26 protein-coding genes are annotated in these 16,531 nt (G+C 50.5%); 6 read left to right on the top strand and 20 right to left on the bottom strand.

The window, feature by feature from the left end; all coding sequences use genetic code 11:
* Positions 1–260 precede the first annotated feature (260 nt).
* Entirely contained in the window at positions 261–512 is a 252-nt protein-coding gene (locus BN2591_RS24185; protein WP_143468229.1) for a hypothetical protein, read from the bottom strand.
* Position 513: 1 nt separating this feature from the next.
* On the opposite strand from BN2591_RS24185, the gene BN2591_RS01880 reads away from it, so the two are divergent.
* A complete protein-coding gene (locus BN2591_RS01880; RefSeq protein WP_143468228.1) occupies positions 514–1,068 on the top strand; it encodes a gamma carbonic anhydrase family protein in 555 nt (184 codons plus the stop codon).
* Here BN2591_RS01880 and BN2591_RS01875 read toward each other — a convergent pair.
* The 6 genes from BN2591_RS01875 to dprA are packed head-to-tail and all read right to left on the bottom strand — an operon-like array spanning position 1,044 to position 4,836.
* Complete coding sequence (locus tag BN2591_RS01875; protein WP_065369492.1) at positions 1,044–1,301, bottom strand: DUF1488 family protein; 258 nt, start codon at positions 1,299–1,301, stop codon at positions 1,044–1,046. The two genes, BN2591_RS01880 and BN2591_RS01875, sit on opposite strands and share 25 nt — an antisense overlap.
* Positions 1,298–2,116, bottom strand: a complete 819-nt coding sequence (gene aroE, locus BN2591_RS01870) for a shikimate dehydrogenase (RefSeq protein ID WP_086868559.1) — start codon at positions 2,114–2,116, stop codon at positions 1,298–1,300. The genes BN2591_RS01875 and aroE overlap by 4 nt, the downstream gene beginning before the upstream one ends.
* Before the next feature lie 4 nt (positions 2,117–2,120).
* Positions 2,121–2,693, bottom strand: a complete 573-nt coding sequence (tsaC, locus tag BN2591_RS01865) for an L-threonylcarbamoyladenylate synthase type 1 TsaC (protein ID WP_086868557.1) — start codon at positions 2,691–2,693, stop codon at positions 2,121–2,123.
* Positions 2,683–3,240 (bottom strand): DNA topoisomerase family protein, encoded by a 558-nt coding sequence (locus BN2591_RS01860; RefSeq protein ID WP_086868555.1) that lies wholly within the window; start codon positions 3,238–3,240, stop codon positions 2,683–2,685. Before BN2591_RS01860 ends, tsaC begins: the two co-directional genes overlap by 11 nt.
* 26 nt (positions 3,241–3,266) lie before the next feature.
* On the bottom strand, positions 3,267–3,740 hold the full coding sequence (gene smg / locus BN2591_RS01855) for a DUF494 family protein Smg (protein ID WP_017460081.1): 474 nt from the start codon (positions 3,738–3,740) through the stop codon (positions 3,267–3,269).
* Positions 3,712–4,836: a DNA-protecting protein DprA gene (dprA, locus tag BN2591_RS01850; RefSeq protein ID WP_086868553.1), complete on the bottom strand. Its 1,125-nt coding sequence runs from the start codon at positions 4,834–4,836 to the stop codon at positions 3,712–3,714. Before dprA ends, smg begins: the two co-directional genes overlap by 29 nt.
* 129 nt (positions 4,837–4,965) lie before the next feature.
* Here dprA and def point away from each other — a divergent pair, with 129 nt between their 5' ends.
* From def to mscL, 5 genes are all read left to right on the top strand, one after another.
* The gene (gene def / locus BN2591_RS01845) at positions 4,966–5,475 is read left to right on the top strand and encodes a peptide deformylase (RefSeq protein ID WP_086868551.1); all 510 of its coding nucleotides are present in this window, start codon (positions 4,966–4,968) and stop codon (positions 5,473–5,475) included.
* A 21-nt stretch (positions 5,476–5,496) separates the two neighbouring features.
* Entirely contained in the window at positions 5,497–6,444 is a 948-nt protein-coding gene (gene fmt, locus BN2591_RS01840; protein WP_086868548.1) for a methionyl-tRNA formyltransferase, read from the top strand.
* Between the two features lie 45 nt (positions 6,445–6,489).
* A complete protein-coding gene (gene rsmB, locus BN2591_RS01835) occupies positions 6,490–7,779 on the top strand; it encodes a 16S rRNA (cytosine(967)-C(5))-methyltransferase RsmB (RefSeq protein ID WP_086868562.1) in 1,290 nt (429 codons plus the stop codon).
* Positions 7,780–7,801: 22 nt separating this feature from the next.
* Complete coding sequence (trkA, locus tag BN2591_RS01830) at positions 7,802–9,178, top strand: Trk system potassium transporter TrkA (RefSeq protein WP_007369830.1); 1,377 nt, start codon at positions 7,802–7,804, stop codon at positions 9,176–9,178.
* A gap of 144 nt (positions 9,179–9,322) precedes the next feature.
* Entirely contained in the window at positions 9,323–9,736 is a 414-nt protein-coding gene (gene mscL, locus BN2591_RS01825; protein WP_086868546.1) for a large-conductance mechanosensitive channel protein MscL, read from the top strand.
* On the opposite strand, the gene BN2591_RS01820 is transcribed toward mscL, so the two are convergent.
* The 13 genes from BN2591_RS01820 to rpsE all read right to left on the bottom strand — a co-directional run bounded on the left by BN2591_RS01820 (position 9,733) and on the right by rpsE (position 16,530).
* Positions 9,733–9,945 carry an alternative ribosome-rescue factor A gene (locus BN2591_RS01820; RefSeq protein WP_086868543.1) on the bottom strand — a complete coding sequence of 71 codons (213 nt, stop codon included), beginning with the start codon at positions 9,943–9,945 and terminating at the stop codon, positions 9,733–9,735. The two genes, mscL and BN2591_RS01820, sit on opposite strands and share 4 nt — an antisense overlap.
* A 57-nt stretch (positions 9,946–10,002) precedes the next feature.
* A complete protein-coding gene (gene zntR, locus BN2591_RS01815) occupies positions 10,003–10,434 on the bottom strand; it encodes a Zn(2+)-responsive transcriptional regulator (protein WP_086868541.1) in 432 nt (143 codons plus the stop codon).
* Positions 10,435–10,436: 2 nt separating this feature from the next.
* On the bottom strand, positions 10,437–10,805 hold the full coding sequence (locus tag BN2591_RS01810; RefSeq protein WP_086868539.1) for a DnaJ family domain-containing protein: 369 nt from the start codon (positions 10,803–10,805) through the stop codon (positions 10,437–10,439).
* A gap of 108 nt (positions 10,806–10,913) precedes the next feature.
* Positions 10,914–11,300, bottom strand: coding sequence for a 50S ribosomal protein L17 (rplQ, locus tag BN2591_RS01805; RefSeq protein WP_015960703.1), 387 nt, complete (start codon positions 11,298–11,300; stop codon positions 10,914–10,916).
* Between the two features lie 40 nt (positions 11,301–11,340).
* Positions 11,341–12,330 carry a DNA-directed RNA polymerase subunit alpha gene (locus BN2591_RS01800; protein WP_007369825.1) on the bottom strand — a complete coding sequence of 330 codons (990 nt, stop codon included), beginning with the start codon at positions 12,328–12,330 and terminating at the stop codon, positions 11,341–11,343.
* Positions 12,331–12,355: 25 nt separating this feature from the next.
* Entirely contained in the window at positions 12,356–12,976 is a 621-nt protein-coding gene (gene rpsD, locus BN2591_RS01795; RefSeq protein WP_003031138.1) for a 30S ribosomal protein S4, read from the bottom strand.
* Between the two features lie 34 nt (positions 12,977–13,010).
* A complete protein-coding gene (gene rpsK, locus BN2591_RS01790; protein ID WP_002919257.1) occupies positions 13,011–13,400 on the bottom strand; it encodes a 30S ribosomal protein S11 in 390 nt (129 codons plus the stop codon).
* A gap of 16 nt (positions 13,401–13,416) precedes the next feature.
* Positions 13,417–13,773 carry a 30S ribosomal protein S13 gene (rpsM, locus tag BN2591_RS01785; protein WP_007369824.1) on the bottom strand — a complete coding sequence of 119 codons (357 nt, stop codon included), beginning with the start codon at positions 13,771–13,773 and terminating at the stop codon, positions 13,417–13,419.
* 146 nt (positions 13,774–13,919) lie between these two features.
* Positions 13,920–14,036, bottom strand: a complete 117-nt coding sequence (gene rpmJ, locus BN2591_RS01780) for a 50S ribosomal protein L36 (RefSeq protein WP_000868187.1) — start codon at positions 14,034–14,036, stop codon at positions 13,920–13,922.
* A gap of 30 nt (positions 14,037–14,066) precedes the next feature.
* A complete protein-coding gene (gene secY, locus BN2591_RS01775; RefSeq protein ID WP_007369823.1) occupies positions 14,067–15,398 on the bottom strand; it encodes a preprotein translocase subunit SecY in 1,332 nt (443 codons plus the stop codon).
* A gap of 7 nt (positions 15,399–15,405) precedes the next feature.
* A complete protein-coding gene (gene rplO, locus BN2591_RS01770) occupies positions 15,406–15,840 on the bottom strand; it encodes a 50S ribosomal protein L15 (RefSeq protein WP_007369822.1) in 435 nt (144 codons plus the stop codon).
* Between the two features lie 3 nt (positions 15,841–15,843).
* Entirely contained in the window at positions 15,844–16,023 is a 180-nt protein-coding gene (rpmD, locus tag BN2591_RS01765; RefSeq protein ID WP_001140434.1) for a 50S ribosomal protein L30, read from the bottom strand.
* 6 nt (positions 16,024–16,029) lie between these two features.
* The gene (gene rpsE, locus BN2591_RS01760; protein WP_007369821.1) at positions 16,030–16,530 is read right to left on the bottom strand and encodes a 30S ribosomal protein S5; all 501 of its coding nucleotides are present in this window, start codon (positions 16,528–16,530) and stop codon (positions 16,030–16,032) included.
* Between the last annotated feature and the right edge of the window lies 1 nt (position 16,531).

Genomic DNA, 16,531 nt, shown 5'->3' with positions numbered 1-16,531 from the left:
CATGATCAAACTCTTCAATTTAAAAGTTTGATGCTCGATGTTTCTTTATTTCTAAAGAAAAGAACTTCGTAATGAATTACGTGTTCACTCACTGAGACTTGGTATTCATTTTTCGTCTTGCGACGTTCAAGAATCCAGTCACCCTGAGTGCCCACACAGATTGTCTGATAAATTGTTAAAGAGCAGGTGCGACGCGCTTCAGCGCTCTGTCGCGAGGTGGCGTATATTACGCTTTCCTCTTTCAGAGTCAACCCTGATTTTCAGGATTTTTTCTCTTTCGTTTCCCCGACTATCTCGTGAAGTGATTCACGTTGTCGGGTCAACGGAGGCGCATTATAGGGATCCCAATTTTTTGCACAAGTCTTTTTGCGATCTTTTTTTCTGACTGCTGTTTTTTCATTCTTTTCGCTGTGATCCCGTACGATCTGCTCAAATAATGGTGCGTAAAAGGGTTGCAGAAGGCCTTTCTTGCGATCAAAGTCATTATCCCGGTCTGTTTTTGAAGAGGTCATTATGTCTACCGTTTTACGTCCTTATAAGGATCTGCGGCCCCAAATAGGTCAGCGGGTAATGATTGACGCCACCAGCGTGGTGATTGGTGACGTCAGAATTGCTGACGATGTGGGTATCTGGCCATTAGTCGTGATTCGCGGTGATGTGAATTACGTTGAGATTGGCGCACGTAGCAACATTCAAGATGGCAGCGTTCTCCATGTCACGCACAAATCATCTTATAACCCTGAAGGCGATCCGCTGCTCATTGGCGAAGATGTTACTGTTGGGCATAAAGTGATGTTGCATGGCTGCGTTATTGGTAACCGTGTACTTGTCGGCATGGGATCGATCTTACTCGACGGGGCTATTGTTGAAGATGATGTGATGATCGGCGCAGGAAGCCTGGTTCCCCAAAATAAACGTCTGGAAAGTGGCTACCTTTATCTGGGCAGCCCGATAAAACAGCTCCGCCCCCTGACGGAAGCGGAGCTTGAAGGGTTGAAATACTCAGCCCAAAATTACGTGCAATGGAAAGATGAATATCTGGATCAAGATAACCAGACTATTCCCTGATCATCCTCTTCTTGCTGGCGGATCAACTGTTCCGCCTCCTCTTCCAGATCCCAACGATGTTCACGAAATACCGCCAGGTAGTGTTCCGATGTTTCACCACCAAAGCGCTTTGCCAGTATCTCTCCTTTAATGGCACACGTAATTTGCATACCATTAACCAACGCAGGAAAACAGACCGCACCAGCCGCGTCATCCCACTCTTCGCGATCCGGAAACTGAATGGCCTGATTCATTTTGCCAGTTCCTGTTTCAGCAGGTTGATGACTGGTTCAACATCTGGCAATACACCATGCCATAGCAAAACCGCGTGCGCTGCCTGCCCGACCAGCATGCCTAAACCATCCGCACATTTTTTCGCACCTGAATTTTCACACCAACTCAGAAATGGCGTCGTTCCTTTCTGATAGAACATGTCATAGCAATAAAGCTCGGGATGGATAAGCGCATTCGGTAACGCGGGGATCTCCCCGCCTATACCACTGGACGTCGCGTTAATAATCAAATCGAACTCATGGCTCGCTAAATTATCCATAGCGACAGCATCAATGCTACCGGTGTGAGCAAAGAGCTTAGCCAGCGTTTGCGCCTTAGAAAAAGTGCGGTTGGTGACCGTCACGGCGCAATCCAGCGACAGTAAAGGAAGAATAACGCCGCGCGCCGCCCCACCCGCCCCGATAAGCAGAATGCGAAACCCCGGGCGAATAAAAGAGAGGCGTTCGAGATCGCTCAACAAGCCAATCCCATCCGTGTTATCGCCCAGCAGACGGCCATCTTCAAGGCGTTTAAGCGTGTTTACCGCCCCAGCCATCGCGGCACGTTCTGTGAGTTCGTTCGCACGAGCAAATGCTTCCTCTTTAAAAGGCACGGTAACATTCGCGCCTTTTCCACCAGCGGTAAAAAAAGCATCCAGAGTCTGCACAAAACCATCCACCGGAGCCAGAACTCGGCCATAAGAATGTTCAATACCCAGTTGCTGAGCAAATTGCTGATGGATAAACGGAGACTTGCTGTGAGCAATAGGGTTGCCAAAGACCGCGTAGGATTCCATACCGTTACCCCTGGCGAAAAAGCTCGCCGGTAAGAGCGTCACGAATTTCAGAAGGATTTTGCCGGCCTCCGGTCGGGGCATCAACGACCGGGAAGTCTGGACCAAATTGGTCAATAACTTCCTGCGCTGTTCTGCAAGGCGGCAAGCCCGATAAATTAGCGCTCGTTGATACCAGCGGTTTTCCGTAAGCCTCACACAGCGCAATCACCGTTTGATGGTCGGTCACGCGCACGGCCAGCGAGTCAAAGCGCCCAGTTAGCCAGCGCGGCGTGTTCGGTTTTGCCGGGAAGACAAACGTTACCGGTCCGGGCCAGCAGTCAAAAATCGTCTGGCGCTGCTCGTCGGTCAGCATGCTGTCATCAATATAAGGTTTTAGTTGTTCAAAACTGGCAGCAATAAGGATAAGGCCTTTATCAACCGGGCGTTGTTTTAGTTCAAGCAAGCGATGAACAGCAATCTCGCTGTCCGGGTCGCAGCCGACACCGAAAACAGCTTCTGTTGGATAAGCGATGACGTGTTCTTTATTCAGGATCTCTACCGCCGCAGCGATAGGATCTGTTGGCAGGTTATTCTTCACGAGTTTGTTCCGCCGTTACCGGCTGTCCACATTGTTTACTTGCGCAGAAGCGTTTCATGCCTTGCGCGGTTTTTTTCTCGATAAGTAGCGGGTAGTGGCATATAAGACATTCACCCGCTACCGGTTTGAAATTAATAACGAATTGGCAATCAGGGTAACGATCGCAGGAATAAAAGGTTTTGCCATATCGGGAGCGGCGTTGAACAAGGTGTCCGCTTCGACACTGTGGGCAAGTGATTGCGGTATCGTCGGGCTTATCAATCAGCTCGGTATGTTCGCATTCAGGATACTGGCTGCACCCAATGAACATCCCGAAGCGTCCCTGACGCAGCACTAGCGCGGCTCCGCACACAGGGCACTGTTGCCCGTCCAGAACTTTAACAATATGTCCATCCGCCTGGCTTTTCAGCGGGCGAACATAATCGCATTCCGGATAGTGAGAACATCCGAGAAACGGACCGTGTTTCCCGGAACGAATAACAAGTTCAGCCCCGCATTGTGGGCAGGGCTCGTTGTTACGCACCGAAAAGAGTGCTGATTTGGCCATAACGACTCTTGAAGCTGCAAAAATGATTAGTGCAGCATACCTTCATTCGCTTCAAAGAGTAATTCTTCCATTTGCTGGTAGGCGTTTTCACACCCAGGGATATTGAAGAGAACCATCAGAATGACCCATTTCAGATCTTCTAACTCGAACTCTGCCGTATCCAGCGCCAGCACCCGTTCAATCACCATTTCTCGCGTTTCGAGGTTTAGCACCTGAATCTGCTCCAGGAATAACAAGAATCCCCGGCAACTGGCATCCAGCCTTTCACACTCTTCAGCCGTATAAATACGAACAGAAAGCGGATCAGAAGCAAGCTGCATCGGTTCGGCGAGGCCTTCCTGATAATCAGCCAGCTTTTCCAGCCACAAAAGTGCATTGTAGATGTCTTCACGATCAAATCCGGCGTCGGTAAGATCCCGTTCCAGTTTGTCCTGATCCACACGCAATTCCGCTTCGTTATGGATGTAAGTCTCAAACAAGTACATTAGTACGTCGAACATGGCTTGCCCTCCTCAATCGGACATAGCCGCCGGGTACAGCTGCGATCCATCCTGCTAACTCCAGTTCAAGCAATTGAGCGGCGATGACTGGCACAGGTTGGCCGGCACGTTCAGCGACGACGTCAACAGGTGTTACCTCATCTCCTACGTTAGCCAGGAGCTCAGGAAATGGCAATGCCACCTCTTCTTGATCTGGAGAATAAATTGCATTTTCGCGTATGTCAGACAACCAATTCAGCCCATATTGCAAATTTTCGAGGATCTCATCAGCCGATGTTACCGGTATTGCCCCTTGCTTGATTAACCAATGCGGTCCTTCACTGCCGGGGCTACCAATAGGACCGGGTAATGCAAAAACATCCCGGCCTTGTTCTAGCGCAATCCGCGCGGTCACCAGCGAACCACTACGCAAGGCAGCTTCTACAACCAGTGCTCCACGGCTGAGCCCACTGATGATGCGGTTGCGGCGCGGAAAATTACCCGGTTTCGGCGTTGCGGCGAGGGGAAATTCGGATACCAATGCACCACCGCTTTCAATTAATTCCGCAGCAAGCGAAGCATGCTTACGCGGATAGAGGCTGTAGAGACCATTCCCCAGTACACCAATGGTTTTTCCATTAACCTGTAAAGCAGCCCGGTGGGCCACGCTATCGATCCCCAACGCCATACCACTGGTAATCGTTAACCCCGCACGGGCAAGCGCTTCACAAAAAATCCGCCCCCACCGCTCGCCATACCATGAATGTGCGCGGCTCCCGACAACGGCCAGTTGTTGTGTTGCCAGTACCGCTGGATTGCCTTTGACAAAAATGGCGCCGGGGTAATCCGTAATAGCGCGTAAAGGAGCAGGATACGCCGGATCGCTGGCAACAATTAAATGATTACCGGGTTGTGCGAGCCAGTTAAGGCTCTTTTCAAGCTCACATGCAGAAAGAGAGAAAAAGCGCTGCGTCTGCGCTTCTGTAAATCCGATGAGTCGAAGTTCAGCAACGGATGCGTTTTGGTTTTGTTCCAGCCACCGCGCTGCATTCAGCCATTGATCGCCACACAGTGTGGTCACCTGTAACAACCGCAGCCAAATCTCCGTGCTCGTCATCCTTTATCCCCTGCCATAAGCCGCTGTAGCAATCCTTGCGATTGGTCACTGATGCTGTCAATCGCGGGGGGATTTGTCTAGAATAGAGGTAATATTCTCATCAACTCCTGAACACGACTCTGGATATTTATGGCAGTTTTGCATGTGTTACATATTCCGGACGAGCGCCTTCGCAAAGTCGCCGAGCCGGTAAAAGAAGTGAATGCGGACATTCAACGTATCGTTGATGATATGTTTGAAACGATGTACGCAGAAGAAGGTATTGGCCTGGCAGCAACGCAGGTTGATATTCACCAGCGCATCATCGTGATTGACGTTTCCGAAAATCGCGATGAGCAACTCGTGTTGATTAACCCTGAGCTGCTGGAAAAAAGCGGGGAAACCGGTATTGAAGAAGGTTGCCTGTCTATTCCGGAACAACGTGCGCTGGTGCCTCGTGCAGAGAAAGTAAAAATCCGCGCACTGGATCGTGACGGAAAAATGTTCGAACTGGAAGCCGACGGTCTTCTGGCAATCTGCATTCAGCATGAGATGGATCATCTGGTCGGCAAGCTGTTTATTGATTACCTGTCGCCGATGAAACGTCAGCGCATTCGCCAGAAAGTTGAAAAACTGGATCGCATGAACGCCCGCGCATAAAACGGGCTGAAAAGGATAAACGTGTCAGATTCTCTACGTATTATTTTCGCCGGCACTCCGGATTTTGCAGCGCGTCATCTTGACGCGCTGTTGTCTTCTGAGCATCAAGTTGTAGGGGTTTTTACCCAGCCCGACCGCCCTGCTGGTCGCGGTAAAAAACTGATGCCAAGCCCAGTAAAAGTGCTGGCGGAAGAAAAAGGCCTGCCAGTGTTTCAACCCGCATCGTTACGTGCAGAGGAAAACCAGCAATTGGTTGCCAATCTTAACGCCGATGTGATGGTGGTGGTGGCATACGGTCTGATCCTGCCAAAAGCAGTGCTGGCCATGCCGCGCCTGGGTTGCATTAATGTTCACGGTTCACTGCTACCACGCTGGCGCGGCGCGGCACCTATTCAGCGCTCGCTATGGGCAGGTGATGCGGAAACGGGCGTCACTATCATGCAAATGGATGTGGGTCTGGATACTGGCGACATGCTGTTTAAACTCGCCTGCCCGATCACCGATGAAGATACCAGCGCCACGCTGTATGACAAACTGGCAGAACTCGGTCCGCAGGGGTTAATTGCGACGTTGCAACAGCTTGCTCAGGGCACAGCACAACCGCAGGTGCAAGACGAAACGCAGGTCACTTACGCAGAGAAGCTCAGCAAAGAAGAAGCACGCCTGGACTGGTCGCTCAGCGCCGCTCAGCTTGAACGATGCATTCGTGCTTTCAATCCCTGGCCAATGAGCTGGTTTGCGGTTGATGAGCAACCGGTGAAAGTCTGGAAAGCGTCGGTTATTCCATCTAAGCCAACAGAGAAACCCGGCACGATCGTAGAAGTATCGAAAGCGGGTATTCAGGTTGCAACTGCTGACGGAATCTTGAATCTTGAATCGCTGCAGCCTGCCGGTAAGAAAGCCATGAGCGCGCAGGATCTGCTGAATTCGCGGCGGGAATGGTTTGTCCCTGGCAACCATCTGGCCTGAGAGTATTTTTAGCCCGGCTTGCCGGGCATTTTTATTTTTATCACAATGAAAAAACAAATAAATTTACGCAGCATGGCTGCGCAGGCAGTTGAGCAGGTCATAGAACAAGGGCAATCGCTCAGCAATATCCTGCCGCCGTTGCAACAAAAAGTTTCCGACAAAGATAAAGCGCTGCTGCAAGAGCTGTGCTTTGGTGTTTTGCGCGTATTGCCACAGCTCGATTGGCTCATCAATAAATTGATGTCACGCCCGATGACGGGCAAACAGCGCACGGTGCACTATCTGATCATGGTTGGTTTTTATCAGCTTTTGCATACGCGCATCCCTGCGCATGCTGCGCTGGCAGAAACCGTGGAAGGCGCGGTGGTCATTAAGCGCCCGCAGCTTAAGGGCTTGATTAACGGCGTATTGCGTCAGTTCCAGCGCCAACAGGAAGAATTACTGGCAGAGTTCGCCCAAAGCGAAAATCATTTTCTGTTCCCAAAATGGCTGTTAAACCGTGTGCAAAAAGCCTATCCACTCCAATGGCAACATATTGTCGAAGCCAGCAATCAGCGACCGCCGATGTGGCTGCGTGTGAATCGTCAGCATAACTCACGCGATAGCTGGTTAACATTGCTGGAAGAGACCGGGTTGCAAGGATTCCCGCATCCGGATTATCCCGATGCGGTGCGCCTGGCGAGCCCGGCACCCGTCACTGCTCTGCCGGGTTTTGCCGAGGGTTGGGTTACCGTACAGGATGCTTCTGCTCAGGGTTGCATTGCTTTTCTTACGCCGAAAAACGGTGAATACATTCTCGATCTGTGTGCAGCCCCCGGTGGCAAAACCACTCATATTCTCGAGGCCGCTCCAGAGGCCAGCGTGTTGGCGGTAGATATCGACGACCAGCGCTTGTCGCGTGTTTACGACAACCTGAAACGGCTGGGCATGAAAGCGCAGGTAAAACAGGGTGATGGGCGTTTCCCGGAGCAGTGGTGTGGTGATGAACAGTTCGATCGTATCCTGCTGGATGCGCCTTGCTCAGCGACGGGTGTTATTCGACGCCATCCAGATATCAAATGGCTGCGTCGCGATCGCGATATTCCAGAGTTAGCGCAGTTACAGTCTGAAATTCTGGACGCTATCTGGCCGCATTTGAAACCAGGCGGTACGCTGGTGTATGCAACATGCTCTATCTTGCCAGAAGAGAACAGTCAGCAGGTCGCCGCCTTTCTCAAACGCACAACTGATGCGCAGTTGAGCGAAACAGGGACGCCGGAAAACCCTGGGTTGCAGAAGCAGCCTGGTGCGGAAGAAGGCGATGGTTTCTTTTACGCTAAGATAATCAAACAGTGATGAGAACAACGGGTCACAACAGATGAAAATAATTATTCTGGGTGCAGGGCAGGTTGGTGGAACGCTGGCAGAGAACCTGGTCGGAGAGAATAACGATATTACCGTTGTTGATACCAATGGCGACCGTCTGCGTAGTTTGCAGGACAAATTTGATCTCCGCGTCGTACAAGGCCACGGTTCTCATCCCCGCGTGCTACGCGAAGCCGGCGCTGACGATGCCGATATGCTGGTTGCGGTGACCAGCTCAGATGAAACCAATATGGTTGCCTGCCAGGTCGCTTATTCGCTGTTTAACACCCCGAACCGTATCGCCCGCATCCGCTCGCCCGATTACGTTCGCGACGCGGATAAGCTTTTTCACTCAGAAGCCGTTCCCATCGATCATCTGATCGCGCCAGAGCAATTGGTTATCGACAGTATCTACCGCCTCATTGAATATCCCGGCGCATTGCAGGTCGTGAATTTCGCTGAAGGTAAAGTCAGTCTGGCAGTGGTGAAAGCGTATTATGGTGGCCCGTTGGTTGGAAATGCGTTATCAACCATGCGTGAGCATATGCCGCATATCGATACGCGCGTTGCGGCTATTTTCCGCCACGACAGACCTATTCGCCCGCAAGGATCAACGATTGTTGAAGCAGGCGATGAGGTATTTTTTATTGCCGCATCGCAGCATATCCGTGCCGTTATGAGTGAACTTCAGCGGCTGGAAAAACCGTATAAACGCATTATGTTGGTTGGCGGGGGTAATATCGGCGCCGGTCTGGCTCGTCAGTTGGAAAAAGACTACAGCGTGAAGTTGATCGAGCGCGATCAACAACGGGCTGCGGAGTTGGCCGAGAAGCTGCAAAATACGATCGTTTTTTATGGCGACGCCTCAGATCAAGAATTACTTGCCGAAGAGCACATCGATCAGGTGGATCTCTTTATCGCTGTTACCAATGACGACGAAGCCAACATTATGTCTGCAATGCTGGCCAAACGGATGGGCGCCAAGAAAGTGATGGTGCTCATTCAGCGTCGCGCTTATGTCGATTTGGTTCAGGGCAGTGTGATCGATATTGCCATATCGCCGCAACAGGCAACTATTTCAGCTCTGCTTAGCCATGTGCGTAAAGCGGACATCGTTGGCGTTTCATCGTTACGTCGCGGTGTCGCAGAGGCAATTGAAGCGGTTGCGCACGGAGACGAAACGACATCCCGCGTTGTCGGCCGCGTTATTGATGAAATTAAATTGCCGCCCGGCACAATCATCGGGGCTGTAGTACGTGGGAATGATGTCATGATTGCCAATGATAATTTACGTATCGAGCAAGGCGATCATGTGATTATGTTTTTAACGGACAAAAAATATATTACCGACGTCGAGCGTTTATTCCAGCCAAGTCCATTCTTCCTGTAATAACCCGGGCGCAATGATATGCGCCCGCATATTATTCCCCGCTTTTATCAGGGTTTAAGAAATCATTACAATCGCCCTGCCCAAATGGAAATTGATCGGTAATTTGTTAGACTTAATCCGACAGTCTGCACATGGAGAAGGGATATGAGTATTTTGAAAGAGTTCCGTGAATTTGCGATGCGCGGAAATGTAGTGGATTTGGCAGTTGGTGTCATCATCGGTGCAGCTTTCGGCAAAATTGTGTCGTCATTGGTTGCCGATATCATTATGCCGCCGCTGGGGCTATTAATTGGCGGTATAGATTTTAAATCGTTTGCATGGACGCTACGCGGTGCGCAAGGCGACGTTCCCGCTGTTGTCATGCACTATGGCGTGTTTATTCAGAACGTCTTTGACTTCATCATCGTCGCTTTTGCGATCTTCATCGCGATTAAGCTGATCAATAAGCTGAAGCGTAAGCAAGAAGAAGAACCGAAAGCGCCACCGGCACCGAGTAAAGAGGAAGTGCTGCTGAGTGAAATTCGCGACTTGCTGAAAGAGCAAAATAATCGCAGTTAAGCAAATGCAAGAAGGCCAGTGGTAAATAAGCGATTCGCTTGCTTGCCACTGGCCTCCTGAAAGCCCTTTTTCGCGTGTTTGTTTTTGCGTAGATAACTTCCTTTCCCTTTCTTATTCTTCTCAATACGTTGACGAAATAACGGATCATGTAACAAAGCTTCAATCGCGTTATCGTTGATCTGCCCTTTCTTATGCTGATAGCGGCTCATAATGTCTCCAGATTGTGTATTAAAACGGCAGGAGTGTAGATCTCTCGACGCAGAAGATCAACAGACCGTTGCATTTGGATTACCACTCGCGCCTTGTTCAAGCGCCTCAAGAATAGAACAATAAACGCTGCTATGCGCTGTACCACAACATGCATCGTTCAGTTTTTGCAACGAGCGACGCATGGACTGTAACTCTTCGATGCGAGCTTCAACCTCGTTCAGGCGAGCCTGTACAATACTTTTCGACTCCTGGCAGGTATGGTGTTCCGGATCAATACGGATCGACAATAGTTCGCGGATGGAATCGAGGGTAAATCCTAATTGCCGGGCATGGCGAATGAATTTGAGCCGTTGCAGATCCTTATCCGTATAAAGACGAAATCCGCCTTCCGTTCTGACCTCATGATCCATCATTTGCTGTTTTTCGTAATAACGGATCGTATCTGGCGTGACTTGTGCAAGTTTCGCTATTTCACCAATGCGGTACATGACTACTCCTCATTCATTTTTTGCTGCAGTTTGCCAGCATAATCGCCTCGCAGGAAATCGGTGCTTAATCCAGCCTGCCGCAACTTCATTTCCAGTAATGACAGACGGCGATGCAATAGCTGGAAATCTGGATGATCACGCTGCACGCTATTGAGCAGATCAACAAGCATCACGGCTTCTTTACGGTATTCCAGTTCTGGCGGCAGGCAGCCCGCATTTTTCAGCAAGCGATACCCAGCGCGGAGCTCCTCGGGGACATGAGAATCATCATCCAACAACAACGGCTCACCGCTACCGGGTAGATTATCAAATTCGCCTTTTTGCTGAGCATCAAGGATATGGCGTTCTGCCCACTGATCTAGTAACCACATAACGGCTCACGAGGGAATGAACAAAAAAGATACATATATTGTAGGGAAGAGGTAACACGACTGGTATAAAAAAACCCGCCGAAGCGGGTTTCTTTACGTTACTACAGATTACTCTGCAGTAGCTTCTGCTTTCGATTCAGAGCGATCAACCAGCTCGATGTATGCCATCGGCGCGTTGTCACCAGCACGGAAGCCACACTTCAGAATACGAGTGTAACCACCGGCACGGCTCGCGAAACGCGGGCCCAGTTCGTTAAACAGTTTTGCCACGATCTCGTTATCACGAGTGCGGGCGAATGCCAGACGACGATTAGCAACGCTATCCGTCTTGGCAAGAGTAATCAGCGGCTCAACTACGCGACGCAGCTCTTTCGCTTTCGGCAGGGTCGTCTTGATGATCTCATGACGAACCAGAGAGCCTGCCATGTTACGGAACATGGCCTGGCGATGGCTGCTGTTGCGGTTCAGTTGACGACCACTCTTACGATGGCGCATGACCTTATCCTTCTCAGTAAAACCTTAACCTGTGATCCGGTTACTCGTCAGCAATGCTTGCCGGCGGCCAGTTTTCCAGGCGCATGCCCAGAGACAGACCGCGGGAGGCCAGCACGTCTTTAATCTCAGTAAGAGATTTTTTACCCAGGTTCGGCGTTTTCAGCAACTCAACCTCGGTACGCTGTACCAGATCACCGATATAGTGGATAGCTTCTGCCTTGAGGCAGTTAGCAGAGCGGACAGTCAATTCCAGATCGTCAACAGGGCGCAGCAGAATCGGATCGAATTCTGGTTTCTCTTCTTTAACTTCCGGCTGACGTACATCACGCAAATCAACGAAAGCTTCAAGTTGTTCAGCCAGAATGGTTGCCGCACGACGAATCGCCTCTTCAGGATCGATTGTGCCGTTGGTTTCCATTTCGATGACCAGCTTGTCCAGGTCGGTACGCTGTTCAACACGTGCTGCTTCAACATTGTAGGCAATACGCTCTACAGGGCTGTAGCAGGCGTCAACGAGCAGACGGCCGATTGGGCGCTCATCTTCTTCCGAATGAATTCGGGCAGACGCCGGAACATAACCACGACCGCGCTGAACTTTGATACGCATATTGATAGATGCGTTCTCATCGGTCAGGTGGCAGATCACATGCTGCGGCTTGACGATTTCGACATCACCGTCGTGGGTAATGTCGGCTGCGGTCACAGGGCCAATGCCAGATTTATTCAGAGTAAGAATAACATCATCTTTACCCTGAACTCTCACCGCCAGCCCTTTCAGGTTGAGCAGGATTTCAAGGATATCTTCCTGAACGCCTTCTTTGGTGCTGTACTCATGAAGTACACCATCAATCTCAACCTCAGTCACCGCGCAACCCGGCATCGATGAGAGCAGAATACGGCGCAGTGCGTTACCCAGAGTATGGCCAAAGCCACGCTCTAAAGGCTCAAGGGTCACCTTGGCGTGCGTCGAACTCACTTGCTCGATATCTACCAGGCGCGGTTTTAGAAACTCTGTCACAGAACCCTGCATTGTGTCCTCTCTTTGGTACTAAGCTTTACTTGGAGTAAAGCTCGACGATCAGGTGTTCGTTAATGTCCGCAGACAGATCAGAACGCTCCGGCTTACGCTTGAACGTGCCTTCCATCTTGCCAGCATCAACTTCCAGCCAGGTTGGCTTTTCACGCTGCTCAGCCAGCTCCAGAGCGGCTTTCACGCGAGACTGCTTTTTCGCTTTCTCACGAATGCTAACAACGTCATTCGGACTAACCTGATAAGAAGCGATGTTAACAACACGACCGTTTACCATGATTGCTTTGTGGCTAACCAGCTGGCGTGCTTCAGCACGAGTGGCGCCAAAGCCCATACGGTATACAACGTTGTCCAGACGACCTTCCAGCAGACCCAACAGGTTTTCACCGGTGTTGCCTTTCAGACGTGCTGCTTCTTTGTAGTAGTTACGGAACTGACGCTCCAGCACACCGTAAATACGGCGAACTTTTTGCTTTTCACGCAACTGCACACCATAGTCAGACAGACGCGGTTTACGCGCACCGTGCTGGCCAGGAGCTTGTTCAATTTTACACTTGGTATCGATCGCGCGAACGCCAGACTTAAGGAACAGGTCTGTGCCCTCACGACGGCTCAGCTTGAGCTTAGGACCCAAATATCTTGCCATTTTCTTTCTCCAACAATCCTAGAAAACGACCGCGTTATACGCGACGTTTTTTCGGCGGACGACAACCGTTGTGAGGGATCGGAGTCACATCAGTAATATTAGTGATGCGGAAACCAGCGGCGTTCAGAGCACGAATAGTAGATTCGCGGCCCGGACCCGGTCCCTTAACCATAACTTCCAGATTCTTGATACCGTATTCTTTTACGGCTTCAGCGCAACGCTCTGCTGCAACCTGAGCTGCAAACGGAGTGGATTTGCGAGAACCACGGAAACCGGAACCACCGGCTGTTGCCCAACCCAGCGCGTTACCCTGACGATCAGTAATAGTAACGATGGTGTTGTTGAAAGAAGCATGGATATGAGCCACGCCGTCAGAGACTTGTTTTCTTACACGTTTACGTGCACGAATTGGTGCCTTTGCCATTATTCAATCACCCCGATTATTTCTTGATCGGTTTGCGCGGACCCTTACGGGTACGTGCGTTGGTCTTGGTACGCTGACCGCGAACCGGGAGACCACGACGATGACGCAAACCGCGATAGCAACCAAGATCCATCAGGCGCTTGATGCTCATGCTAATTTCACGGCGCAGATCACCTTCAACGACAAATTTGGCAACTTCGTCACGCAGCGTGTCGATTTGTTCTTCAGACAGCTCACTGATCTTAACATTTTCAGCGATGCCCGCAGCAGCCAGAATGGCTTGAGAGCGGGTTTTACCGACGCCATAGATCGAAGTTAATGCGATCACAGCATGTTTCTGATCAGGAATGTTAATGCCTGCTATACGGGCCACTATGCACTCCTATAATTTTACTTGCACGCACCATGCTGAAAAGCCCGTTTTCAGGATACTCAAATGGAAACGTACAGACATACAAAAGATTGGCTGGCTAATCTAGCCAGCTCAACCCAACTTTGCAAGAAAAATATGCGAAATAATCAGCCTTGGCGCTGTTTATGCTTCGGCTCGGCACTGCAAATCACGCGGATGACACCATCACGCTTAACGATTTTGCAGTTACGGCATAATTTCTTGACGGAAGCACGAACTTTCATTTTTACTCTCCGTAACTTCTCGGGCGACCATTAACGGCCATAGCCTTTCAGGTTCGCCTTCTTCAATGCAGACTCATACTGACTGGACATCATCAGAGTTTGCACTTGAGCCATAAAGTCCATAATCACGACAACAACGATAAGCAGTGACGTACCACCGAAGTAGAACGGTACTTTCATCGCATCACGCATGAACTCCGGGATCAGGCAGATAAAAGTAATATAAAGCGCACCGACTAAAGTCAGGCGGGTCATTACTTTATCGATATACTTCGCCGTTTGCTCTCCCGGACGAATTCCTGGTACAAATGCACCGGACTTCTTCAGGTTATCTGCTGTTTCTCGCGGGTTGAAAACCAACGCCGTATAGAAGAAACAGAAGAAGATGATTGCAGACGCATAGAGTAACACATAAAGCGGTTGCCCAGGCTGCAAATACAGCGAAATTGTTGTCAGCCAGTTCCAACCAGTACCGCCCCCGAACCATGACGCGATGGTTGCAGGGAACAGAATAATACTGGAAGCGAAGATTGCCGGGATTACCCCCGCCATATTCACTTTCAGCGGTAAATGTGTGCTCTGAGCAGCATAGACACGACGACCTTGCTGGCGTTTTGCGTAGTTCACCACGATGCGGCGTTGACCACGTTCAACGAAAACAACAAAGAACGTCACTGCGAATACTAATACTGCAACCAACAGCAACAGGAGGAAGTGCAGGTCGCCTTGACGCGCTTGCTCGATAGTATGGGCAATGGCTGGCGGAAGACCCGCCACAATGCCGGCAAAGATAATGATTGAGATACCGTTGCCGATACCACGTTCAGTAATCTGTTCACCGAGCCACATCAGGAACATCGTTCCTGTAACCAGACTCACAACAGCGGTGAAGTAGAATGCAAAGCCTGGGTTCATAACCAGACCTTGCATACCAGGCATATTCGGTAAACCGGTAGCAATACCGATCGACTGAAATATCGCCAACACCAGAGTGCCGTAACGGGTGTACTGACTGATCTTACGACGGCCAGACTCCCCTTCTTTCTTCAACTCTGCCAGGGCCGGATGAACGACCGTTAACAGCTGGATGATTATTGATGCCGAAATATACGGCATGATACCCAATGCAAAGATAGAAGCACGACTAAGAGCACCACCAGAGAACATGTTAAACATCTCAATGATGGTGCCACGCTGTTGCTCAAGCAGTTTGGCAAGTACAGCGGCATCAATACCAGGGATCGGAATAAAAGAGCCAATACGGAAAACAATCAACGCACCGATAACAAACAGCAGTCTGCGTTTCAGTTCGCCAATTCCACCCTTGGCACTTTGAAAATCTAATCCCGGTTGTTTAGCCATCTGCTACTTATTCCTCAATTTTACCGCCAGCAGCTTCGATAGCAGCACGAGCGCCTTTCGTCACACGCAGGCCACGAACAGTTACCGGACGAGCTACTTCACCAGCCAGGATCACTTTCGCGAACTCGATCTGGATGCCGATAATGTTAGCCGCTTTAAGCGTGTTCAGGTCAACTACGTCGCCTTCTACTTTAGCCAGATCGGACAGACGAATCTCTGCCGTGATCATTGCTTTGCGAGAAGTGAAACCGAATTTCGGCAGACGACGATACAGTGGCATCTGACCACCCTCGAAACCGCGACGTACGCCACCGCCAGAACGAGATTTCTGACCTTTGTGACCACGACCACCGGTTTTACCGAGGCCAGAACCGATACCACGACCCAGGCGTTTACCCGCCTTTTTGGAGCCTTCGGCCGGAGACAGAGTATTTAAACGCATCTCTTACTCCTCAACTTTAACCATGAAGGAAACCGCGTTGACCATACCGCGAACCGCAGGAGTATCCTCACGTTCAACAGTATGACCAATACGACGCAGACCCAGGCCAAGCAGCGTTGCCTTGTGTTTCGGCAGACGACCGATTGCACTGCGGGTTTGAGTGATTTTAATAGTCTTTGCCATGGTCAATTACCCCAGAATTTCTTCAACGGATTTACCACGCTTGGCAGCGACCATTTCCGGGGATTTCATATTTTCCAGGCCATCAATCGTTGCACGAACCACGTTAATCGGGTTGGTGGAACCATATGCTTTAGCCAGAACGTTATGAACCCCAGCGACTTCCAGAACGGCGCGCATTGCACCACCGGCAATAATACCGGTACCTTCGGAAGCCGGCTGCATGAATACACGAGAACCCGTGTGAGTACCCTTAACCGGGTGCTGCAGGGTGCCGTGGTTCAGCGCGACGTTAATCATATTGCGACGGGCTTTTTCCATCGCTTTCTGGATCGCTGCCGGAACTTCGCGGGCTTTACCGTAACCAAAACCAACGCGACCGTTACCATCGCCAACAACAGTCAGAGCTGTGAAGGAGAAAATACGACCACCTTTAACGGTTTTAGATACGCGGTTTACCGCGATCAGCTTTTCCTGCAGTTCGCCAGCTTGTTTTTCGATGTGAGCCATC

Source organism: Kosakonia pseudosacchari (assembly GCF_900184035.1).
In the GTDB taxonomy this organism is placed as follows: Bacteria; Pseudomonadota; Gammaproteobacteria; order Enterobacterales; family Enterobacteriaceae; genus Kosakonia; species Kosakonia pseudosacchari.
This window is presented reverse-complemented; position numbering and strand designations above follow the sequence as displayed.